Below are 22,520 nucleotides of genomic sequence, written 5' to 3' on the forward strand. Positions count from 1 at the left end.
ATGAAATAACAAAAAGGCAGCCTAGGCTGTCTTTTGTATTTATAAATCGCGGCTATTTAAATTTAACCACTTTTGTACTGCGTGTATAAGTACGGCTTTCAGGTTTAGTCCACTCACCCTTTTTAAGATAAGAGGTCGATACAATAAATTTATCGTCTTTCAAATCACTAGTCGATTTAACCTTTGTGATCCCATCTTTGCTGCCTGTTACATCTTCATAAGCGACAAACTGAGTAGGGCTTAATACCTTCATAATCCCTTTTGTATAAAATCCTGCGGTGGTAAAGTAGTAAAATACGAGTGACTGCTTTTTAGTATCGTAAAAAATCATCGACTCGCCACCATACTCACCTTCATTAATTGAGTGCATAGTGCGTATAGCCTTACCATTTAGCGCGCGTTCCCATTTACCCACATCTTGCACAGGTTTTGCACCTTCAGGTACTTTAAAGTCTGCTTGCCACGTTCCTAAGTAAGGTTTAAACACTTCTAGCTCTTTATCAAGGTTACTGGCAGTTTCATTAGCAAAGCTACTAAATGTGCACAAACATAATACTAAGAATAGAGATTTAAAATATGTCATAATTTGACTCTTGTTGTTAGGTTTTTATAAGCCCAGTATAGGTGATAATTAATTGATAAAGAAAATATTAATAACGTTCTCATTACTTTACTTAGCTGCCATTTGGCTGACTTACCCACTGCAATACTTACCCGTTTATATACCAATATATGTACCTGGTTATATAAGTGTATTAAGTGCTATAACCTTTTTTATGTACGCGTGGGATAAGCGACAAGCTAAGCGCTCTCCACATAAAAAAGTAAACCGCACACTAGAGCGCACACTACAGCTTCTTGCATTAATTGGAGGATGGCCAGGGGCATTAATTGCTCAACAATTACTTCGTCATAAATCGCAAAAGCGACGTTTTATTATTGTGTTGTGGTTATGTGTTTTAGTGAATGTTGCGGCTATGGGGGGGTTATATTTTTTTGTGTAGTTTAAAATTATGCCTTTAATACATGTGAAATGTTCAAAGGCATAATTAAAGTTTAGATATTGGACTAGTTAGCCGCTTCAGTTGCTGCTACTTCATCTAAATTTACTGTTAAAATTGTCTTTTTATCGACTACAACCCACTTGCGGTAAGTTAAGTAACCTGGCTTGCTTACTTCAACGTCATACTTACCTTCTTTAAGTTCAATAGCATCTTGGTACACAGGCGCAATGTTCATAATGCGTACGCGTGCATCACTAGGGTTAGTGATTACAGTTAATGAAATAGGTGCTACAGCTTCAACAATTTCTTCTTGTACTTGAACTGCTTCTTCTTTTGCAAGTTGCTGCGTTTCATCTACAGACGATGTAGTTGAACAACCACTTAGTATTAGTAATGCCGCTAGTGCGCTTATCTTTTTCATAGGTACTCCATAAACTCATTTAAATAGTGATAATTACGAAAAATCTTGGAGGAGTTTATGCAAAATGATCGCTCAACCCGTCGTCCTTGACCTTCGTTTGTTAAAACAAAACGTTTGTTAGTTTAATATATTTTTAGTTATTTGGTGATGCTCACGAAATAAAATAGTTGTTTAAAGCATTACATTATCAAGAGATTGAGTAATAGCTTCACTTCTTTCAACTAGTTGCTCTGCTGTACGGTACATCTTTCTTTTCATTAACGTATTTGCCATAGTGATATAACGTCTAGATAATTCTTGTTTTAAAGAAACGAGTAATGAAAAGTCTTTAGGTAATGTTGCAGACTCGGTATTGATTAATTCTTCAAAATCTAATAAATCTTTGTACTCTTCAATCTTCTCTAGTTTTTGTGTGTATCTATCAAATCTAGGACCGTAAAATACGATGGCATCTTCAGTAGGAAAATCAGCTGGCTCACCTAGGTTTACTTTCTTTTGGTAAAGCGTTAAAGCATCTATCGCCGACTCTCTTTTTAGCAGATTGGCAAAGCCAAGTTCGTTTTTTTGATTATTGGTGAAAATAGCTTTACCAACATTAAGTAAAGATTTTTGCGTGATAACATCATCTTCTTCAATCGCTTTATCTAAGGCAAGTTTATAGTTATCAAAATGTACTTCAGACGGGCGATAAACGTAGGTGCTATCGACTACACTTAAATCATTGATTAATTGTGGAATACTATTATTGTCCAGTTCACTATAGCGAGATTGCTCAAGTAACAAATCAATACGAGAAGTAATATCTGAAATTATTGATTGGCGCTCTCTTAAAATGCTTTCCAGTTGTACCGATAGCTTTTCTGAATCTGGGTAATACTCCAAGGCCTTACTATAAACATTAATTGTTTCATCAAAGTCTTTAAACTTGTTAGCGCTTGTATTGATTTGATTCGCTCTGTAATCAAAACGTTGTAGAATATTAGCTTGATTAGATCTTAATAAGCCTTGTTTTAATACCTCGTATTGAGGTGGGATTTCTGCAAGCTTGTTTAGAATCTCCGGTCCATCCCAAGACATCCATGTTTCTACTTGTTGGTTTATTGCTTTTGCATTATCTAATTTAGCTTCAAGCTGCTTTATATTATTTGTATTTGATAGATAGTACTGACCAGCCAAAAGGGCTAACACAACAGTACTGGCTGCAAGTGCTATTGCCGGTTTAAAGTTACTCTGAAGCTTATCTAAAACAGGCTTTAACGAATCAGTTCTTTTTGCTGCATCTAAAGAAATTGCTTTATTAAGCGTGCCCCACAACCATAAAGGGCAGTTACTAGGACGTTTTGCCGATGTATCTTTAGGGAGTGTGTCTGCTGCAACACGATTATATGGATGTTTGCTACTTAATAACTCTAGGGCAATACACGCATAAGAAAAAACGTCATCTTTAACGGATGCTGCAGCACCTTTTAATTGTTCAGGACTTGCATAGGTTGGCGTATAACCTCCTACAGTGCCTAGGCTTGATTCACTATTAACTGCATAGGCATCTTCAATGGTTTTGTGTTTAGCAATACCAAAGTCAAGTACCTTGAGGCTACCATTTGAATCGAAGATTATATTCGATGGCTTTAAATCGTTATGAATAACGCCACGAGAATGGGCATAAATTAATGCATCAGCAAGTTGGTTGAGAATTACATTCGCTTTTTTGAAAACCATTCCAGAGGGTTTATTGCGCTTGATTATTTGCTCAAGCGTTTCGCCTTCTACTAATTCCATGGTTACATAATGTAAACCATTATCAGAGCCTGCAGAATATACTTTTACAATATTAGGGTGAGAGAGCTGTTGTGTTTTAGTTGTTTCATCTTTAAGAAGTGAAATAGCTTCTTCAGAATGAGAAAACTCTTCTAACAATACTTTAATCGCTACAAAAACTTCAGGACGACTCGCACTTTCTAAAAATAAATCTCTGGCTCGGTATATGTAACACATACCACCTTGGCCGATAAGTTCTTCAACTAAGTAGCGATCCGATACTTTTTTACCAATAAGGTTTAATTTATTTATTGCTTTTGACGTGCGAAGTTTTGAGTCAAGTGAAGCTATCTGCGTTTTATCATTAGAACTGTTGACACCGCTCATTATAAATCCTTTTATTGTGCATATTAAAATAATCGCAAAGGTGAGTTTTTTATTATTTATCAATTCTCCCTTTGATAAGGGCCGTATTTTTACAAAAATTAGCTAACTTAGCAATGTTTCTATAGCAGAACTTTCGTACAAAACTTTAAAAAATTTAGGGCTTTTATATTAATTTTTGAAATATCGTTTAATTGCTATTTGTTTTTATAAACAGTGTAGGCCTACAGGCATTGTTTTGTAACACTTCTAGGTGCTTAAAATGAATAAAATGTAATGCTAATTATTAAATAGCAATTTTTTAAATGGGAACATACAAAATATCTTTTGTAAGCTTTGGAAGGGCTTTTTTATAGAGGTTTTGTTTAATTTAATTTATTTAAATTTGAGCTTTTGTATGGTTGAGTATATTTTTATATATTAATTTCAATGTTGACAATAGTTTCTCTTCTACTTTATCCTAATGAGAATGTAGATTTATGGGACTAACTTATCAAATGGAACTGATACTAAACATCACTAGTTATCATAGACTCTCTCCAGAAATTGAAGCAACTAAAACAGTAAAAGACTCTCTAATATTTGGCCGTTCAGAAGTATGTGATTGGCATTTTCCGGATCCTGAAAAAATCATTTCTAGTAAGCACGGACGCATAGTAAAAGAGGGTGATTCCTTTTATGTTTACGACACATCTACAAATGGTACTTTTGTAAATTTTGGCGTAGCTCCATTAGGTCAAGGTAATAAACAACGCTTGTCGGATAGTGATACGATCACCGTGGGTGATTTTCAAATAGAGGTGAAATTAGCTACTAATGAAAAAACACCTGATACCGATTATGGTAATTTAAGTGCAGCAGCTAGTATTAGCAAAGAGCCAGCAAGATCTTATCAGCATCCTACTGAGCATTTTTCTGATCCAGAACAGTACTTTAATGAATCAATAATGGATGAGTCTATGCCTGCGGTTTCTATGACTCAGGCAGCTGACGATAATTCAGCAAACCAAATACCTGAGAACTGGGATGAGCTTGCTCACTTAATGAACCCTGGCGCTGTAACTCAACAAGCACCCGTTGCAAGTAAACCACAACAAAAACCAGCTGTTGAACAGCAAATTTCAGTTAATACACCAGTACTAGATACGCCTGTAACTAAACCTCAAGCAGCAAAGCCTGCTCATAAACCAGTAGTGCAAAAAAATCCAACATCACATAATGAAGACACCGCTTTAACTGATGCTTTTTTAAACGGGTTGGGGGTTAAAGCTGAGTTACAAAATTCATTAAACTCACAAGAACTTTGGTTTGAAATGGGCCAAGGGTTAAATCTATTACTGACCGAGTTGATGGAGTCTCTTCGCCAAAGAGCGCTTGTAAAAAACCAATTGCGTTTAAACCAAACGATGTTTCAAACTCAACAAAATAACCCAATTAAGTTTTCGGCAGATATTGATGACGTTATTCAGAATTTATTCATCAGAAATAGTGCAAGCTTCCTGTCGTCTCAAGAATCAATCAAAGAAAGCTTTGTTGATACGCGAAGACATGAACATGCTTTATTAGCAGGAGCTGACGGCGTATTAAAAGGGATGTTAGAGCAAGTTTCTCCCCAACATATAAATCAACAAATAAATGATAATTCTAACGTATTAAAAATCATCCCTGGCCAAACAGAGTCTAAGTGCTGGAAGTTATACCAAAATTTATATGATGAGTTATCTCATGATGTAAATAGTAAGGGAGCTATGGCATTGTCGGATGATTTCTTAAAAGCATACAACGATAGAATTAAAGAATCGTTCTAGAAAGGAAAGTAGATAATGAACAAATTTAAGCTCTTTTTAATGAGTTTCAGTTTACTGTTTTTAGCCATGGGTTGTTCAACTGTTAATAAGTTTGTGCCTCCTTCTACGGATCTAAAAATTAATGTGTCTAAAAATGTAAACCCAGACACGTCGGATAGACCTTCACCGGTAGTAATGAAAATTTTTGAGTTGAGCTCGAGGACAATTTTTGATACTCAGGATTTCTTTAGCTTGTATGAAACACCTGAAAAACAATTAGGCCCAGACTTATTAAAGAAAGATGAATTAGAATTACAGCCAAACTCTGTTCAAGAATATAAAATGACCTTAAACCGCAATACACGATATGTTGGTGTTGTTGTAGCGTACAGAAATATAGATCAAGCACGATGGAGAGCTGTAATCGAAGTTGACCCAACTGGCTATGACGATATAGATGTAAATGTTGAAGCAATTGCTACATACATGAGAGAGCAATAAAAAGGATTTGTATAATGAGTGATAACACTCGTGTTGCCTGGACCGAAGGGATGTTCTTAAGGCCGCAACACTTTCAGCAGTCAGATAAGCACTTTTCGCATTTAATTAAGCAAATTTGTAATGGGAACTTAGCAGATCCTTGGGGCATACTTGATATAAGTATTGACACTCAACTATTAAGTTCAGGCCAGTTTGCTATTGAGTCATTGTCAGCTATTACTCCTGATTTGTTACCTATCGATATGCCTCAATCAACCTCTTTGCCTGAGCCTTTAGTGGTTGGCAAAGATGTTTATGACGAAATAATTTATTTAGCGGTTCCTGCTCTAAAAGCCAGTGGTATTAATATTTCATCGTTGGATGAGGATATTGTTACGCGTTATAAACTTAATGACTTATCAGTAAGCGATGACTCTTTAGGTGCGCAAGCTCAAGAAATTATTCAAGTAGCTAAGGTATTTAGTAAGCTAGTATTGTCATCAGACGATCACGCTGGCTATATATTATTGCCATTAGCACGCATTGTTGAAGTAAGTAGCGAAGGGCAAATTAAGCTCGATTCAAAGTATATTCCAGCTTCATTAAAAGTAGGTCAGTGTAAGCCATTACTTGGTCTAGTGAGAGAAATTGGCTCAATGATAAAGCAGCGCTCAGAAAGTATTGCTGTTAGGTTGTGCCAAGGCTATGCGGGGAGCACATCTGTAGCTGATTTTATTATGCTGCAAACGCTAAATAAGTATGACGCTGTTTTTGAAAACCTGTTATCAGTTAATAACCTTCACCCAAATATTCTTTATACACGTTTAATAGAGCTTGCAGGTGAGCTATCTACTTTTAGTACAGTAAACAAAAGAGTACCTAAATTACCTAAGTACGATCATAAAAATTTAGGTCCGGTATTTAGTGAAGTCGTAAACTTTTTATATCAATCTTTAAGTCATGTAATCGAGCAAACTGCAACAGAAATAAAGCTAGAGCAGAGCAAGTTTGGTATTTCTTTTGGTGCGCTCAAAGACAAATCTGTACTTAGCTCAGGTCAATTTATATTGGCTATTAAGGCGAGTGTTCCTCACGAAGAGCTTCGTAAGATATTACCTTCTCAAATAAAAATAGGTAGCGTTGAGACGATCCGAGATTTAGTAAACAATCAGATCCCAGGTATTACAATCAGTAACTTACCAACTGCACCGCGTCAAATTCCTTACCATGCAGGTTTTCATTATTTTGAATTAAATAAACATGGTGAGCATTGGGCAAAACTTCATTCAAGTGGTGGTATTGCTATTCACTTGTCAGGAAGTTACCCCGAGTTACAACTAAGCCTATGGGCAATAAGAACTTAACTTTTAAAAGGAAGAGTTTCAATGGACGAAACCATTATAAAACCACGTCCTGGTCGATTAGGGCGTGATGCCTCAAATAATAATCAAGTAGATAATGATCCAGACAAAACAGTCATGTCTGTTGAGCCTGTTGCAAGTAGTATTCCTAGTAATGCAAAGGTATCTATATTTAAAAACCCATTAATGGAAGCAGCAACAGACTGCTTTTCATTGGTTATTTCAATTAGAAAATCAGTTGAGATGACTAACTTGGCTGCTTTAAAGCATCGATGTGTAGAGGCTATTAAACGCTTTGAAGTCGAAGTTCGTAATCAAAACCTATCAAAAGATGTAATCAAAAACTCCCGTTATTGCTTATGTGCAATTTTAGATGAGTCTGTTTTAAATTCTAAATGGAGCTCTATGGAATGGGCTGACGAAAGCTTGCTTTCAACATTTCATAAAGAGACCTTTGGCGGAGAGTACTTTTATACTTTACTAGACAATGCATTGTCTCAGCCAGAGCAACACAAAGCCTTTTTAGAGCTTCAGTACCACTGTTTAAATTTAGGTTTTAAAGGTAAGTACAGGTTAGATACTGTGGGTGATAATAAAGTAGAAGAATACCGCTCACAAATGTACCACCTATTAAATCAATTAGATGGGCCAATCAATAATAAGCTTTCTCCTAACTGGAAACAAAGAGTAGCCGCTGGTGTAGAATTAAGAAATCAGGTGCCGTTGTGGGTTATTTTTTCTGTTCTGGGCTTACTTTTACTTACTGTTTATTTATTTATAAATATGAAGCTAAATGATGATGTTACGGCTGTTAATGACAAGCTTGCTATCATTCATCCTCTAGCTGAAGACCAAGCAATAGACAAAAAGGATCAGCAGCTACTTGTATTAGAGCAGCTATTACAAACTGAGATTCAAATGGGGATTGTAACGATAAAGAAAAATATCGATAGAATTAGAATCTCTATTAATAGTGAGAGCCTTTTTAACCAAGGTGACTCTAAATTATTACCTTCATTTCAACCTATTTTAGAAAAGCTAGCATTGAGCCTTGAAGGAACTAAAGGACGTATTTTAATAACTGGCCACACAGACGATACACCAATTAGAACTGATAAGTATCCTTCAAATTGGCACCTTTCTTTAGCGCGCGCAACGCAAGTTGCAAACTCTATGGCTAAAAGTACAAACCTCAGTGGGCGTTTATGGCCCGAAGGTAAGGGCGCAGCAGAGCCTATTGCCAGTAATTCAGATTCAGCTTCTCGGTCACTTAACCGACGAATTGAAATCGATTTATTATTTTAAGAGGCTGAAATGAGTTTTTCACAAAAAATAAAAAAAGTGACCTACGCACTTACATCTCGTACGGCAATGCTAGTTATTGGCTTTTTGGCTTTATCATTACTAATTTGGTTTGGCGGCCCATTAATAGCGATAGCTGACTATGTACCACTACAAAGTATTGCAGCAAGACTGTTTACTATTATATTGGTTTTATTGGTTTTTTCTGTGTCTAAAATTTATCGTCTTATGCAACAAAGCAAACGAGACGAAAAAATGGCTGATGAGTTAATTGATAGTAATAGCGATACAAATAGCTCTGAAGTAAATGAAGAAATTACCACGCTTAAAACGCGAATGAACGAAGCTATCGATCTTTTAAAAGATGTAAAGCTGTTCAAAGGTAAAAACATTTACCAGCTGCCTTGGTACATAATGATAGGACCGCCAGGGGCTGGCAAAACTACCGTTATTCATAACTCAGGGCTTGATTACCCACTAAAAGATAAGCTGGGTGTTGATTTAGTTCATGGTGTTGGCGGTACGCGTAATTGTGATTGGTGGTTTACCAATAAAGCTGTTTTAATTGACACTGCAGGGCGCTACACAACGCAAAGCAGCCACGCAAAGCATGATTCACGTGCATGGGAAGGCTTTTTAGGATTACTTCGTAAGTACCGTCCTCTTAGGCCGATTAATGGTGTAATGATCAGTATGGGTATTTCTGAGCTTATGAGCCAGACCAAAACTGAGAGAAACCTACATGCTCGCGCTATTAAACAACGATTACAAGAGCTACAAAGCCAATTAGGCATGACTTTTCCTGTTTACGTTATTTTTTCTAAAGTTGATTTAATAGAAGGCTTTAGAGAGTTTTTTGGCGAATTAACTGAAGAAGAATGTGAGCAGGTCTGGGGCGTAACCTTTGAACTTGATTTAGATAAAGACACGCAAGTAGATGCATTTAATAAAGAATTTCACACATTAATTTCTAAATTAACCGAGATGTTAAATCGTAGATTAATTAATGAAAGAAACGAAGAAATTCGCGCTAAAATATTCGAATTCCCAAGGCAGCTTCGTGTGCTACAAGGTGTAGGAGATGCTTTTTTAAAAGAAATATTCACTCCTAATGCATACGAAGAACTACCAATGTTTCGTGGTGTTTATCTTACAAGTGCAACGCAAGAAGGTACGCCATCAAGCTTTTTAAACGAAGCAAACGCAGGCGAATCTGGATACATTAACCAATCTAAAAGCTTTTTTATAAAGAATGTATTAGAAGGTGTAATTTTTCCAGAGCAAAACTTAGCAAGCACTAACAAACATCATGACAAACAAAATAAATGGCTTCGTGTTGGTAGCATATCGCTTGCATGCATAGCTTTATTTGGTTTTTCAACATCGTGGTACTTTAGTTTTGCTTGGAATAGTAACTTAATTTCAGAGACTGAGGATGCGATTGCAACGTACCAAGAGCTTGATACCGCCTCATTTGATCGTAATAACTTATTGGTATTAAACGACAGATTAAAAGCTCTTAGAAACTTACCTGCAAGCAACCCTGAACTTGTTAATACACAAGAGTCTAAATCAATTGGGTTTAACAAACTAAATGAAATAAAAATGGCTTCTACACAAGCCTACGACCGTTCATTGCAAACGTATTTAGAACCGTTTATTGCAAGTACCTTAATTAAAGAAATGGAAGCTCATCCTGAGCACTTGAGTTATTTATACGAAACACTGAAGTGTTACCTCATGTTGTTTCAGCCTGAATACTTTGAAGGCGAAGATATAACGGTATGGTTTAACGCGTATTTAGAACGTAATTTACCAGGCGATAAAAATATGCAAACCAGAGTAGAGCTGATGGAGCATGTTGCTACATTACTTGAAAACGGTGTTAGCCAAATTGAAATTGATAATCAAGCAGTGCGTGTTGCACGAGCTGAGCTAACTAAGCTACCAATTGCAGAGCGAGCATACCAACGACTTCAAGCCGACTTCTTAGATAGCAGTATCCCGCCATTTAGGCTTACAGATATTATTAGTTTCGAAAGTGCGCAAAAATTTACTTTTAGAAATGACGGTGAGCTTACGCGAAGTATCCCAGGCTTATATACATTTAATGGTTTCCACGGCATTTTTAATGTTGAGAAAAGTAAAATGCTTGGTAATTTAATGGCAAGTAGCTGGGTTTATGGTGAAGAGGCCACGGGTACCTACGATATTTCTAAAGATGAAATAGAGAAAAAGCTAGAGCAGCGATATTTTCAAGATTATATCTATTATTGGCAATCATTTATTGATGATTTGAGCCTTAATCAATATAGCTCTCCTGCTGAGGGGGTTAATATCACTGATGCTCTAGCGGGTTCTGAAGCTCCTATTAAAAATATTATCACTGCTGTTCAAAAAAATGTGCAGCTAACTAAATTACCAGTATCTGATAATCAAAAGGCTGCAGGTAAAGTGGCAGCAAATGCTGCTGAAATTGCTATGAAAACAAAGGCTAATCGTATCAAACGATTTTTACCTGACGAAGCCCCTAAATTTGATATTAAATTACCGGGTCATCAAGTTGAAGAAGCTTTTGAAGATGTAATAAATATTGATGCTCAACAATTAGATAATATTCAGAAAAACCTAAGAGAGTTAAACGTTTACTTAACCAAACTTGATAGAGGCGATCAGTTAAAGTCGTCAATTAAAGATCAAATTAGCGGTAAAAGTAAGCCAAGCTTTATTCGTCAACTTGAGTTCCAAAGCCGAGACTTACCTTATCCGTTTAATAGTTGGTTGTTAGATATCAGTCGTGATACTAGCAATATAACTAAAAATAGTGCCAACAGACACTTAAACGAGATGTGGAAAAGTAAGGTGTTACGCGAATATAACGCTGCAATTGTTGGCCGTTATCCGTTCTCTCCATACGCAGATAAAGAAGTGAATATGAAAGATTTCACTCGATTTTTCGGCCCAGGTGGAACAATTGATAGCTTTTTCACAAACTATATTGCGCCTAGTGTAGATATGAGCTCAACGCCATGGAAATTTGAAAAAGATATAGGCATTAGCCGAGATACATTAGCGATGTTTGAGCTTGCTAATCAAATTCAAACTGTCTTTTTTGATGGCGGTAGTGCAACACCAAGAATTGAGTTTGGTTTAAGGACTGTAGAATTAGATCAATCAGTATCAAAGTTCAGGGTCGAAATTGATGGGCAATCTATGTCATATCGTCATGGGCCAATCAAAATAACTAACTTTGTATGGCCAGGATCAACAGGGCAAAGTAATACTCGGATTGAATTTACTCCTCCAAGTGGTGGTCGCCCCATTAATACAACTTACCAAGGTGAATGGTCGCTATACCGTATGTTAGACGAGTTAAGTGCTAAAAGAGCAAAAACACGTGAAGACTTAGAGTTACATTTTTCACTCATGGGGAACAATGCGAAAGTCGAGTTATTGCCTAAATCAATCAGGCATCCATTTTGGAACAAAAGTGTAGAGAAGTTTTCATGTCCGACCCGATTATAAATATTGGTTATCTTGGCAAAGTGCCTAGTTTAGGTGACTTTGTACAAGATAACGTATCGAAAGAGTTTTCAGAGCATTGGGAGCAATGGCTACAAGCTGCTATTGCAGTGAGTAAAGAGCAACTAGGTGAAGTATGGCAAGATAACTACTTAACCGGACCAGTATGGCACTTTGCATTATCGCCAAATATTGTTGGTGACAAAGGGGTTATGGGTACGTTGTTTCCGAGTATGGATGCAGTAGGGCGACACTACCCTTTTACTGTTGCAAGTACACTAGAGCATGCACCGATTGATGTTTTAAACTCGGGTGTGTTCTCTTTAGAGTATGAAGATACTGTATTAAAAGTTCTAGATAGTTCCGTTGATTTGTTTTCTTGGCGTAAAGAGGTTGCTAAGTCTCTAAGTGCTATATCTGGAGTTAAAAAGCAGGTTAGCTTTTTAAATTCAGCAGATAAAAATAAAAGTGCAGAAGCATTTGAGTTTTCAGGTGATGAGTTATCGAATGAAGTTCTTCAAGATGCAATGCATGCTCTTTTATTAAAAAGACATGGCGATTACAGTGTTTGGTGGACGCATGGCTCTTGCAACATAAAACCAATGGTACTTATAACTCCTGGCTTGCCTGCGGTAAATCAAGTTGCGGCAATGTTAGATGGAAGGTGGAAACACTGGGAATGGAATTTTACACAGGTAAGAAATAGTGATTAGCAAGTTTAGTACAAGTTATGCAATTACCCATCGTGGTGCTGTCAGGCAGCTTAACGAGGATGCGCATGTAGAAATAAACAGCCATAACTTATGGGTTGTCGCAGATGGGATGGGTGGTCACGAGGCTGGTGAAGTTGCCAGCCAACTTGTTGTAGATGTATTAAGAGCAAAAATTGAAGAGCTTCCACTTGAAAAACTAGAAGTATCACACATAGTTGAAGCCATTGAAGATGCTAATAGGCAATTAAACGAATACAGTGCCCAATATCTAGGTAGTAAAACCGCGGGCAGTACAGTTACCGCATTATTTTTAAAAAATAATAAGTACTATGTTTTGTGGGTTGGCGATAGCAGAGCTTACATGCTGCGAGATGGTCAACTTAGGCAAATATCAAGAGATCACAGCCAAGTAAATGATTTAATCGATGAAGGGATTATCTCAGTAGAAGAAGCTAAGACGCATCCATTATCAAATGTAATCACAAGGGCTGTAGGTGTAACCGAAGAAGTAAAAGTGGACGTTATTCAAAATGAAGTGAAAACAGGCGATATATTTTTACTTTGTTCAGATGGGCTCACCGGTGAATTGTCAGATGAAGACATATGTTTGTCATTAGAGCCAAGTAGTATTATTGATTCAGGAATGGCGTTAATGCACTCATCATTAGTGAGAGGTGCAAGAGACAACGTAACGTGTATTTTAATAAAGTACGATGAAAGTTATGCTGGCAATAATTCAGAAACATTCAACATTCAAGATGAAGCTACAATTCCATTGTTTTCAAGGTAGCTCTATTTTAAAATGAAATTGTTTTAGTTTACTTTATTTGAGTTTTTACTTTAATTACATTTATTAATTTAAAGTATATTAATATTCTAATTGTTTATGTAAAAGCAATAATTAAGGTTTAAACTCAATTGTAACTAGGCTTGTAATTTATTATAAAGAATGTAATATAAAATCCGCTCAGCTTTATTAGAGTTTTATGGATAATTATTAGGACGACGGAATGTTTTTATTTGAAGAGTATATTTCCCCTATTTCAGACACCGAGATTGCAGGTATTGATCCCCGTTCTGATGTTTCTCCTACGTCGACTTATTACGCCTTAAAAGATTTAAGAAACCAGCTTCGTGCCGCAGAAAGAAATGCGTTGGTTGATGAAGAAGGTATTTCTTCATTAGCAAGAGATTGGCTTCCTTTATTAGAACAATGCAGTAAAGCAATTAAAAACGAAAGCAAAGATATTGAATATTTAGCTTGGTTTATAGAAGGCCTTTGCCGTATTCACGGTTTTAAAGGCTTAGCTTTTGGTTTTAAGGTTGCTCATAATCTGCTCGATAGTTATTTTGATAAGCTGTATCCGTCATTGGATGACGATGATGAGTTATCCGATAAAATTTCAGCTTTAGTTGGTCTTAATGGCTCTGCTGGTGAAGGTACTTTAATAATTCCTATTAAAAGCATCTACTTGACAGACAGTTCCAGTATGGAATCGTACTCTTTTTGGGAGTATCAACAAGGCTACGACATTTCTCGTTTAAGTGATGAAAAAAGAGAGAAAAAGCTTAATCTAGGTGCGGTTGACTATGAACTCATAGAAAGAAGTGCATCAGAAACCAGTACTGAATTTTTTGTGACTTTGAAGCATGATATCGAAAGTGCTATTGAACAGTTTGCTTTATTAAGCGAAGTTATGGATAGAGTGACAGGTCAACCTCAGCCAACGTCTAACATAAAGCAAGCGTTAGAAGTTAGCCTTGGAGCTGTTGAACATGTTGCGGCTGATAAACTTGAAGCGGCAGAAAAAGCTAAAGCAGCTCTCAATGCGGTACAAGAAGTTGTTCACAGTGATGACGAAGAAGGTCAAACTACTGTAAATCAAACTGTAAAAGCTAATAACGAAATTAACTCAAGAGAAAGTGCGATAGATAAACTCAAAGAAATTGCATCTTTTTTTAGAAAAACAGAACCACACTCGCCTATGTCTTACACCATAGAGCAAGTAATTCGATGGAGCGAGTTGTCGCTACCTGAATTGTTAAATGAATTAATTACAGATAGTGATGCTAGGACTGGGTACTTTAAGTTGTCTGGCATTAAAATCAGCGAAACTGAAACATAAGTAAAAGGAGTTCTCTATGAGTATCCATGATAAATTAAAACGAGTTCGTAAGCCTCGCGTACACATCACTTATGATGTGGAAACTGAAGGCACTGCAGTAAAAAAAGAATTACCATTTGTTGTTGGTGTTATGGGCGACTTCTCTGGTGATAACACTGAAGCATTAAAACCACTTAAAGATAGACGATTTGTGCAAATAGATCGTGAAAACTTTAATGACGTTTTAAAGCGTATGAGCCCTTCACTAAAATTATTAGTTGATAATACGCTTAATGATGATGGTTCTGAATTTGAAGTAAAACTTAACTTTAAATCGATTGACGATTTTGAGCCAGCAGCTGTTGTGAATCAAGTTGAGCCATTACGTAAATTAATGGAAACACGCAACAAGTTACGCGATTTAATGACTAAGATTGATCGCTCAGAAGAATTAGAAAACGTACTTGAAGAAGTATTAAGCAATACAGCAAGCTTAGACTCTATCGCAAAAGAACTAAAAATAGAGGAGACTGAAAAATGAGTACAGAGCAACTAAGTACTGAATTAGAGTCTACTTCAGAAGCAACGTCTTCACTTTTAGAGCAAGCAATTGGCGCAACTAAACAAACAGATGCAAGCCGTGCAGAAGAGTTACTTAAAACACTGACAGAAGAAGCCTTAAAAGGGACTGTTCAGTGGAACAAAAACATGACAGTGACGTTTAATGAAGCAATTCAATTAATCGATCAAAAAATCTCAAAACAGCTAAGTGTAGTAATGCACAGCGAAGAGTTTCAAAAGTTAGAAGGCTCTTGGCGTGGATTGCACCATTTAGTAATGAACTCTGAGACAAGCTCTACACTTAAAATCCGTATGCTAAATATGAAGAAAAAAGAACTTCATAAAGATTTAAGTAAAGCTGTTGAGTTTGACCAAAGCCAAACATTCAAGAAAATTTATGAGTCTGAGTTTGGTACTCCAGGTGGCGAACCTTACGGTACTATCGTAGGTGACTTTGAGTTTACTAACCATCCTGAAGATGTTGAAACATTAAGCCTAATGTCTAATGTAGCAGCCGCTGGTTTCTGTCCGTTTATTGCCGCTTCATCGCCATCATTATTTGGCTTTGATAACTGGGAAGAGCTAACTAAGCCTCGCGATTTAGAAAAAGTATTCGAATCTTTAGAATACACTAAGTGGCGCTCATTTAGAGACAGTGATGATTCACGTTTTGTATCATTAACTATGCCTCGTTTCTTATCTCGCCTACCTTATGGCGCTGCTTCTAAACCTGTTGAAGAATTCAACTATGAAGAGTTTGAAGTTGAACCAAAAGATGGTCGCTCTGTAAGTACTGATAACAGTGATTACTGTTGGAGTAATGCAGCTTATGCAATGGCAACTAATATGACCAAAGCATTTGCTCAATACGGTTTCTGTACTGCAATACGTGGTGCTGAAGGTGGCGGTAAAGTAGAAGGTCTTCCTACGCATATTTTCACTAGCGATGATGGCGATCCAGATCTTAAATGTCCGACTGAAATTGGCATTACAGACCGTCGCGAAGCGGAATTAAGTAAGTTAGGTTTCTTACCTCTTTGTCATTACAAAAATACAGATTATGCCGTATTTTTTGGTGGCCAAAGCTGTCAAAAACCACAAATTTATTCTACTCCAGATGCAACGGCTAATGCGGCTATATCTGCACGTCTACCTTACCTTATGGCAACGTCTCGTTTTGCTCATTACTTAAAAGTAATGGCGCGTGATAAAATTGGTAGCTTTATGGAAGCTGAAGACGTTGAGTCTTGGTTAAACCGTTGGATCTTATCGTACGTAAATGCGACTGAGGGTGGTGGTCAAGATATCAGAGCACGTTATCCTCTAGCTGATGCAAAAGTATCGGTTAAGGAGATTCCAGGTCAACCAGGTGCATACAATGCAGTTGCATGGTTACGACCTTGGCTACAAATGGAAGAGCTTACTTCTTCTTTACGCCTTGTAGCTAAAATTCCAGAGATCGGTTAATAAACTGATCTTTAGCGTTAAGGATAATGCAGTAGAATGAATCACGAAGAGTTTTCATTTATAAATCAAGACTTCGCTTTTGTACAAAAAGCACAGTCTAGAATAAGTGATAATGAGGCTTTACTCGATAGGTTTTTAAACGAAAAAAACCTAGATAAAGCCTTGTTATTATGGCTTGAAGGCTCTTCAGACTCACCTATCTCATGGACTAAAGAATCACTGGGTCCTTATTTACAGCGCGTAATTGTTGAGCTCGATCAGCTCATTTCAGAACAATTAAACCTGATAATTCATAATGATAGATTTCAAAAGTTAGAAGCCAGTTGGCGTAATCTTTGGTGGCTAATACTTCAAAGCGAACAATACGACAAAGAAAATAAAGTAAAAATAAAAGTATTGAACTGCGATTGGGCAACACTTTCTAAAGATGTAAACAAAGCCATTGATTTTGACCAAAGTTTATTTTTTCAGCTGCTTTATCAAAGTGAATTTGATAGCGCAGGTGGAGAGCCATTTGGTGTTGTTATAGGTGATTACGAAATTAGTAACATGTGCTCAGCGGGCACAATTTATAATGACATAGACACAATAAAAGAAATATCTAGAACCGCGGCAGCGGCTTTTTCCCCATTTATTTGCTCCGCTTCTCCTAACTTATTTGGTGCAGATAACTTTTCTGATTTAGGCTATTACGCCGATTTGTTTAATCAGTTTGAACAGCCTGAATACGCTAAATGGCAAGGCTTTAGAGCGATGGAAGAATCTCGCTTTATTGGGCTTACGCTTCCTCATGTATTAATTAGACCGCCATATAGCAATGATGGTAAACGCCATCAAGATTTTTACTTTAAAGAACAAATTAAAGACCCTGAAAGCGATATGCTTTGGGGCAATGCAGCATATCAATTCGTATCTACCATAATAAGAGCATATTGCGACAGTGGCTGGTTTGGACATATTCGCGGTATTGAGCCGGGTAAAATTTCAAAGGGATTGGTAACTGGGCTGGCTAGAGATAGTTTTGCAAACGACACTTATCAAAAAGAAGCAAAGCCACCTCTAAACTTGTTAGTAACAAGCAAATTTGAAAAGCAATTTTCTGAGCTTGGCTTTATCCCAACATCGTCAGTAACCAATACAGAACACATTGTTTTTTATAGTAATGCGTCGGTTCAAAAAACTAAAAACTATGAATCAAGCGCTGCTAATATAAATGCGCGCTTATCTTCAATGCTGCAATATATTTTATGTGTATCTCGCTTTGCTCACTATTTAAAGTTATTAGCTCGCGACCGTGTTGGGTCTTACAACACAGCACAAGCTTGTGAGCGAGACTTACAAGCATGGATAAATAATTATACCACTGCTTCAGATTCTGCCTCAGAGCATATAAGAAGTAAGTACCCTTTAAGTAATGCCAGAATAAAAGTCAGTGAAAATAAAGCTAATCCAGGGCATTACTTTTCTGTTTTACAATTACAGCCACATTTTCAATTAGATCAGATGATCTCCAGTATTAAATTAATTACTGAGCTCAGTCCTCATCATAAAATAAAGGAATAGTCATGAAAAAAATACATAGCTTAATTCGCGAGGGGAAACTTACTGATGCATTATCTTGTTGTGCTACAGAGCTTCAAGATGAGCCACTAAATTTTGATATCAGAAGTATTTACGCCGAACTACTTTGCATCAATGGTGAGCTTGAAAAAGCTGATAAACAACTAGATTTTATGGTACAAAAAAATCCAGAGTTTGCAGTAGGTGCAGTAAATTTAAGACACCTAATTCGTGCTCAGCAATCTCGTGTAGATTTTTATCAAGGTAAAGGCATTCCTAAGTTATTTCATGATGCAAACGAATTAGACACACTATTTTTGAAAATGCATGTGGCTCTGTTAGAAGGTTCAACCGACGAAGCAGCTCAGTTAGCTCAGGAAATGGAATCTATAAGAGTTAGCACAGACGAGTCATCAGCAAGAGATCTCGATGATTGCTTAAACCCATACCTAGAAGTTCTAGGGACTAATGGTGAGTTTTATTTAGCTAACTTTAACGAAATTGAATCGTTAAAAATGGAGCCAGTAGAGTCTTTATTAGAAAGCATTTGGTTACGTGTTGAAATTACGATCAAAGATGGCCCATCAGGTACAGCTCATTTGCCACTTGTTTATATTAACTCTGAATCTGAGCTTGAAAAGCTAGGTCAAGTATCTGACTGGGTAGAGCTAAAAGATGAATTTATTATAGGCAAGGGAATGAAAATGCTGTTTGTTGATGATGAGGCGATCACCATTCCAAATTTAAAAATCAACTCACTTGAAACAGCTTAATTTAAGTTTTAGCAACCATGATAGAGCATAAGCAACAGCTTCAAGCATCCATTATAGATAAGCTCATTGATGATGAGCCAGATTTTCAGGATGCGCCATCACGTACCGAAGGGATCACTATTAGTGAGCTTAGAAAAAACGTGCGCAGAGATATTGAAGCTTTGTTAAATGCCCGAATTCAGTGGCATACGTGGCCAACTCAATATACTGAGCTGGCTACTTCGTGTTTATCTTATGGTTTACCTGACTTTTCGAGTATGTCTGTAAGCTCTCATGAAGGTCGCGCATTACTGTGTGAAACCGTCAGAAAAACAATTTTAAAATTTGAGCCACGGTTTCTTGAAGTGGAAGTGTTCACTGACGAAGAAGTACCTTTAAATAGAGTATTAAATTTAAGAATAAATGCACTTTTATACGCCGATCCTGAGCCAGAATTTATTAGTTTTGATTCAGAAGTTGAGCCCGTTAACTTGGGTATGAAGATTATTGAGGCATCATTATGAACGATGAGTTATTAAAGTATTACAATCGTGAATTAGCATTTGTGCGTCATTTAGGTAAAGACTTTGCTGAAAAATACCCAAAAGTTGCAGGGCGTTTAAAGTTAAGTGAAGATCATATTGAAGACCCTCATGTATCAAGACTAATTGAGTCTTTTGCATTTTTAACCGCCAATATAAGACAAAAGCTCGACGATAGCTTCCCGGAGTTAACAGATGCTTTGCTCGGGCAAATGTTGCCAGATTACCAAGCACCAATTCCGTCAATGTCGGTTGTTAAACTTGAAGCCGAAAACTTATCAACGGCGGGCGTAGTAATCCCCAAAGCCAGCGAAGTAGAAACAAACGTTGACTCAATGAAGCAGTGTAAATTTCAAACATGTTATGAAACTTACCTTTGGCCCGTTGAAATTACAAATGTGCAATTTGATAATAGCCCATTTGTAGCGCCTAAGCCCCGCTGGCACGAAAAAGCAAAATCTATTTTTAAAATAGAATTAACGGGTGAGTATAAAGGGGTTTCGCTTGCAGAAACAGGCCTTGAAAAACTTCGTATTTTTATAAATGGTCAGTGGCATCATACGCTTAAAGTGTACGAGTTACTGTTTAAGCATAGTATCGGTATTGCTATAGATAATGGCGATGAAGGTATTAGGTACCTGTCAAAAAACCAATTAAAAGCCGTAGGTTTTGATTCTAACGAAGCCGTAGTCCCTTATTCGCAGCGCTCATCTGCCGGATACCGTTTGCTTGTTGAGAATTTTACTTTTCCTGAGAAGTTTAGGTTTTTTGAGCTTGAAGGCATTCTCTCATCACTGCCTAAGCAATCGAATAAATGTAGTATTTACATTTACCTAGATACTGAATCTGCTGAGCTTGAAAAGCAAGTAGATAAAGATATGTTCTTATTAGGCTGTACCCCAATAATAAACTTATTTGAACAAGAGCTTGAGCCAATAAGACCTGAGATCAGTGAATATGAATACCAATTAACACCGCGTTATATGGATTCGGAGATATCAGAAGTAATTGGTATTTTTGAAGTTATTGCATTTGATCATAAAGGCAACAAGCAAATTGTTTCGCCTTTTTATGGTCAAACACATCCTAAATATCATGGGCATGATGATTTGTTTTGGCATATTCGTCGAGAAACCGCTTCGTGGGCTGGCGGTTATGTAGAGTCAGGAACCGAAACATTTTTATCGTTAGTTGATGCTACTTTTGAAAATAGTGCGATGGAGTATGGTGACGGAAACTCTGTACTTACTGTGCGCGCAAATTGTAGTAATCGTAACCTACCAGCAAGTATGCCCTTTGGTGATGACGAACTTGGTTTATTAATGCCTGAGCGCGGCGATGTAATAAAAAAAATTAGATGTTTAACGCCATTTACTCATGCAGTAAGACCAATATTAGCTGATGCAACACGGTGGCAGTTAGTTAATCATTTAACGCTTGATACGTTTAGTGGTGAAGATGCATGCAATAAGCTTAAAGAAGTTTTACGTTTATACGATTTTAGAGCATCGCCACAAACTAAGGGCATGATAGATAACATTTATAGAGTGATAATCGAGCCCTCAACAGCACGTGTTATTCAAAAAGGCAAAGTAAGCTTTGCAACAGGCAGTGAAATAGAAATTACATTTGCTAACGATGACTTTTCTGGCAGCGGCATGTTTTTCTTTGCATCAATACTTGATCACTTTTTTGCTCAATTTGCAGCAATAAATAGTTACACGCGTTTAAGTTTAAGGCTTAAAGAGCAAGAACAAATATATTATCAATGGCCTGCAAGAGTGGGTGACAGTCCATTATTATGATTAAGCAAATAATCTCACAAGCTTCTCAAATTGACTTTTATAAAGCTGTTTTCATAATTGAAAATCAGCTCAAAAAGCATGGCTTAGATTATCGACACGTCGGTTACGACAGTAGTCCAAAGCAAGAGTTGATTAAATTTACTGCTACCCAAAAGTTTGGCTATCCAGGTAATGCAATTACTAAACTAGAAGAAACAGGTTTTGAAGACGGTATGCATAAAGTAAATATGCAGGTTTCTTTTATGGGATTAACGGGTTGTTCAGGCGCTTTACCCCAGTTTTATAGTGAACTTGTGATGCAGCGTTTACGCTATAAAGATACAACGATGCGTGACTTTTACGACATGTTTAACCATCGCTTGATCTCACTTTATTACCGCGCTTGGAAAAAATATAAGCCTTCGCTTAATCACGTTAATAATGAAAAAAACAAAGACCCATACACACAAATACTCGGTTTATTAAGTGGTGGCTATAACGAGCACCAACTGCATTTTTCGGGTTTATACAGCCGTAAAATTAGAAATGCCTTTGATTTAAAAAACGTACTTTCGTCATACTTAGGTTGTGATGTATCAATTAAACAAATGGTTGGCCAATGGCACGAGCTAAAAGCGCAAGAACAAACCCGTTTAGCCAGCCAAGCATTATATGAAGGCCAGCATGCCCGATTAGGTGTTGATACCATGATTGGAAATAAAGTATGGGATGTCTCTTCTAATATCGAAATCCACATAAAATCAGATGATCCAGATAAAGCAAAACAACTTTTGCCCAAAGGTCCGCTTTTCGAAATCGCGAATAAAATAACAAAAGACTATGTTGGCAATGCCATTAACTTTCGCTTAGTCATTGAGTCAAATTTTCAAAATTTAGGCGCCGCTAAACTTTCAAAAAATGAGTGTCAGTTAGGTGCCAATAGCTTCTTATCTGTACAAGATAAAAAATTAAAATCTAACCCTACTAAGTTATCGTTTAAGGGATAATTAAAATTAA

At 36.9% G+C, this 22,520-nt stretch carries 19 protein-coding genes; 16 read left to right on the forward strand and 3 right to left on the reverse strand.

Features of this window, described 5'->3' with window-relative positions; translation table 11 throughout:
• Positions 1–52: 52 nt before the first annotated feature.
• Entirely contained in the window at positions 53–583 is a 531-nt protein-coding gene (locus WNY98_RS04025) for a hypothetical protein (protein WP_024598480.1), read from the reverse strand.
• A 52-nt stretch (positions 584–635) separates the two neighbouring features.
• On the opposite strand from WNY98_RS04025, the gene WNY98_RS04030 reads away from it, so the two are divergent.
• Positions 636–1,004, forward strand: coding sequence for a DUF1294 domain-containing protein (locus WNY98_RS04030; RefSeq protein WP_342877196.1), 369 nt, complete (start codon positions 636–638; stop codon positions 1,002–1,004).
• Positions 1,005–1,068: 64 nt separating this feature from the next.
• Here the strand turns inward: WNY98_RS04030 and WNY98_RS04035 are convergent, their stop codons facing one another.
• Both WNY98_RS04035 and WNY98_RS04040 read right to left on the reverse strand, forming a co-directional pair.
• On the reverse strand, positions 1,069–1,425 hold the full coding sequence (locus tag WNY98_RS04035) for a PEGA domain-containing protein (RefSeq protein ID WP_024595403.1): 357 nt from the start codon (positions 1,423–1,425) through the stop codon (positions 1,069–1,071).
• 171 nt (positions 1,426–1,596) lie between these two features.
• On the reverse strand, positions 1,597–3,570 hold the full coding sequence (locus WNY98_RS04040; RefSeq protein ID WP_342877197.1) for a serine/threonine-protein kinase: 1,974 nt from the start codon (positions 3,568–3,570) through the stop codon (positions 1,597–1,599).
• A 494-nt stretch (positions 3,571–4,064) separates the two neighbouring features.
• Between WNY98_RS04040 and tagH the strand changes: the two genes are divergently transcribed.
• From tagH to tssG, 15 genes are all read left to right on the forward strand, one after another.
• Positions 4,065–5,375, forward strand: a complete 1,311-nt coding sequence (gene tagH, locus WNY98_RS04045; RefSeq protein ID WP_342877198.1) for a type VI secretion system-associated FHA domain protein TagH — start codon at positions 4,065–4,067, stop codon at positions 5,373–5,375.
• A gap of 15 nt (positions 5,376–5,390) precedes the next feature.
• On the forward strand, positions 5,391–5,855 hold the full coding sequence (gene tssJ / locus WNY98_RS04050; RefSeq protein ID WP_024598484.1) for a type VI secretion system lipoprotein TssJ: 465 nt from the start codon (positions 5,391–5,393) through the stop codon (positions 5,853–5,855).
• Between the two features lie 14 nt (positions 5,856–5,869).
• On the forward strand, positions 5,870–7,198 hold the full coding sequence (gene tssK, locus WNY98_RS04055) for a type VI secretion system baseplate subunit TssK (RefSeq protein ID WP_076924340.1): 1,329 nt from the start codon (positions 5,870–5,872) through the stop codon (positions 7,196–7,198).
• A gap of 21 nt (positions 7,199–7,219) precedes the next feature.
• Complete coding sequence (tssL, locus tag WNY98_RS04060) at positions 7,220–8,500, forward strand: type VI secretion system protein TssL, long form (RefSeq protein ID WP_076924339.1); 1,281 nt, start codon at positions 7,220–7,222, stop codon at positions 8,498–8,500.
• Between the two features lie 9 nt (positions 8,501–8,509).
• Positions 8,510–12,022 carry a type VI secretion system membrane subunit TssM gene (gene tssM / locus WNY98_RS04065; protein WP_342877199.1) on the forward strand — a complete coding sequence of 1,171 codons (3,513 nt, stop codon included), beginning with the start codon at positions 8,510–8,512 and terminating at the stop codon, positions 12,020–12,022.
• Positions 12,004–12,732: a type VI secretion system-associated protein TagF gene (gene tagF, locus WNY98_RS04070; protein ID WP_342877200.1), complete on the forward strand. Its 729-nt coding sequence runs from the start codon at positions 12,004–12,006 to the stop codon at positions 12,730–12,732. Before tssM ends, tagF begins: the two co-directional genes overlap by 19 nt.
• Positions 12,725–13,522, forward strand: coding sequence for a protein phosphatase 2C domain-containing protein (locus WNY98_RS04075; RefSeq protein ID WP_076924336.1), 798 nt, complete (start codon positions 12,725–12,727; stop codon positions 13,520–13,522). The genes tagF and WNY98_RS04075 overlap by 8 nt, the downstream gene beginning before the upstream one ends.
• A gap of 220 nt (positions 13,523–13,742) precedes the next feature.
• A complete protein-coding gene (gene tssA / locus WNY98_RS04080) occupies positions 13,743–14,858 on the forward strand; it encodes a type VI secretion system protein TssA (RefSeq protein ID WP_024598490.1) in 1,116 nt (371 codons plus the stop codon).
• 16 nt (positions 14,859–14,874) lie between these two features.
• Complete coding sequence (gene tssB / locus WNY98_RS04085; RefSeq protein ID WP_024598491.1) at positions 14,875–15,378, forward strand: type VI secretion system contractile sheath small subunit; 504 nt, start codon at positions 14,875–14,877, stop codon at positions 15,376–15,378.
• Positions 15,375–16,865 carry a type VI secretion system contractile sheath large subunit gene (tssC, locus tag WNY98_RS04090; protein ID WP_058547845.1) on the forward strand — a complete coding sequence of 497 codons (1,491 nt, stop codon included), beginning with the start codon at positions 15,375–15,377 and terminating at the stop codon, positions 16,863–16,865. The genes tssB and tssC (WNY98_RS04090) overlap by 4 nt, the downstream gene beginning before the upstream one ends.
• Positions 16,866–16,901: 36 nt before the next feature.
• Positions 16,902–18,428 carry a type VI secretion system contractile sheath large subunit gene (gene tssC, locus WNY98_RS04095; protein WP_303428960.1) on the forward strand — a complete coding sequence of 509 codons (1,527 nt, stop codon included), beginning with the start codon at positions 16,902–16,904 and terminating at the stop codon, positions 18,426–18,428.
• 2 nt (positions 18,429–18,430) lie between these two features.
• The gene (locus tag WNY98_RS04100) at positions 18,431–19,198 is read left to right on the forward strand and encodes a type VI secretion system accessory protein TagJ (RefSeq protein ID WP_058547843.1); all 768 of its coding nucleotides are present in this window, start codon (positions 18,431–18,433) and stop codon (positions 19,196–19,198) included.
• Between the two features lie 17 nt (positions 19,199–19,215).
• Positions 19,216–19,701, forward strand: a complete 486-nt coding sequence (gene tssE, locus WNY98_RS04105) for a type VI secretion system baseplate subunit TssE (protein ID WP_058547842.1) — start codon at positions 19,216–19,218, stop codon at positions 19,699–19,701.
• Positions 19,698–21,524: a type VI secretion system baseplate subunit TssF gene (gene tssF / locus WNY98_RS04110; protein WP_342877201.1), complete on the forward strand. Its 1,827-nt coding sequence runs from the start codon at positions 19,698–19,700 to the stop codon at positions 21,522–21,524. The genes tssE and tssF overlap by 4 nt, the downstream gene beginning before the upstream one ends.
• A complete protein-coding gene (gene tssG / locus WNY98_RS04115) occupies positions 21,521–22,510 on the forward strand; it encodes a type VI secretion system baseplate subunit TssG (protein ID WP_104643863.1) in 990 nt (329 codons plus the stop codon). Before tssF ends, tssG begins: the two co-directional genes overlap by 4 nt.
• The last annotated feature ends 10 nt before the right edge of the window (positions 22,511–22,520 follow it).

This window comes from Pseudoalteromonas sp. AS71, assembly GCF_038900275.1.
GTDB lineage: Bacteria > Pseudomonadota > Gammaproteobacteria > Enterobacterales > Alteromonadaceae > Pseudoalteromonas.

Coding starts and splice junctions, on each gene's coding strand:
- tssC (WP_303428960.1), top strand. CDS start 16,902: ATGAATCACGAAGAGTTTTCATTTATAAATCAAGACTTCGCTTTTGTA.
- tssG (WP_104643863.1), top strand. CDS start 21,521: ATGATTAAGCAAATAATCTCACAAGCTTCTCAAATTGACTTTTATAAA.
- tagF (WP_342877200.1), top strand. CDS start 12,004: ATGTCCGACCCGATTATAAATATTGGTTATCTTGGCAAAGTGCCTAGT.
- tssJ (WP_024598484.1), top strand. CDS start 5,391: ATGAACAAATTTAAGCTCTTTTTAATGAGTTTCAGTTTACTGTTTTTA.
- tssE (WP_058547842.1), top strand. CDS start 19,216: ATGATAGAGCATAAGCAACAGCTTCAAGCATCCATTATAGATAAGCTC.
- WNY98_RS04040 (WP_342877197.1), bottom strand. CDS start 3,570: ATGAGCGGTGTCAACAGTTCTAATGATAAAACGCAGATAGCTTCACTT.
- tssB (WP_024598491.1), top strand. CDS start 14,875: ATGAGTATCCATGATAAATTAAAACGAGTTCGTAAGCCTCGCGTACAC.
- tssL (WP_076924339.1), top strand. CDS start 7,220: ATGGACGAAACCATTATAAAACCACGTCCTGGTCGATTAGGGCGTGAT.
- WNY98_RS04025 (WP_024598480.1), bottom strand. CDS start 583: ATGACATATTTTAAATCTCTATTCTTAGTATTATGTTTGTGCACATTT.
- WNY98_RS04100 (WP_058547843.1), top strand. CDS start 18,431: ATGAAAAAAATACATAGCTTAATTCGCGAGGGGAAACTTACTGATGCA.
- tagH (WP_342877198.1), top strand. CDS start 4,065: ATGGAACTGATACTAAACATCACTAGTTATCATAGACTCTCTCCAGAA.
- tssA (WP_024598490.1), top strand. CDS start 13,743: ATGTTTTTATTTGAAGAGTATATTTCCCCTATTTCAGACACCGAGATT.
- tssK (WP_076924340.1), top strand. CDS start 5,870: ATGAGTGATAACACTCGTGTTGCCTGGACCGAAGGGATGTTCTTAAGG.
- tssF (WP_342877201.1), top strand. CDS start 19,698: ATGAACGATGAGTTATTAAAGTATTACAATCGTGAATTAGCATTTGTG.
- tssM (WP_342877199.1), top strand. CDS start 8,510: ATGAGTTTTTCACAAAAAATAAAAAAAGTGACCTACGCACTTACATCT.
- WNY98_RS04035 (WP_024595403.1), bottom strand. CDS start 1,425: ATGAAAAAGATAAGCGCACTAGCGGCATTACTAATACTAAGTGGTTGT.
- tssC (WP_058547845.1), top strand. CDS start 15,375: ATGAGTACAGAGCAACTAAGTACTGAATTAGAGTCTACTTCAGAAGCA.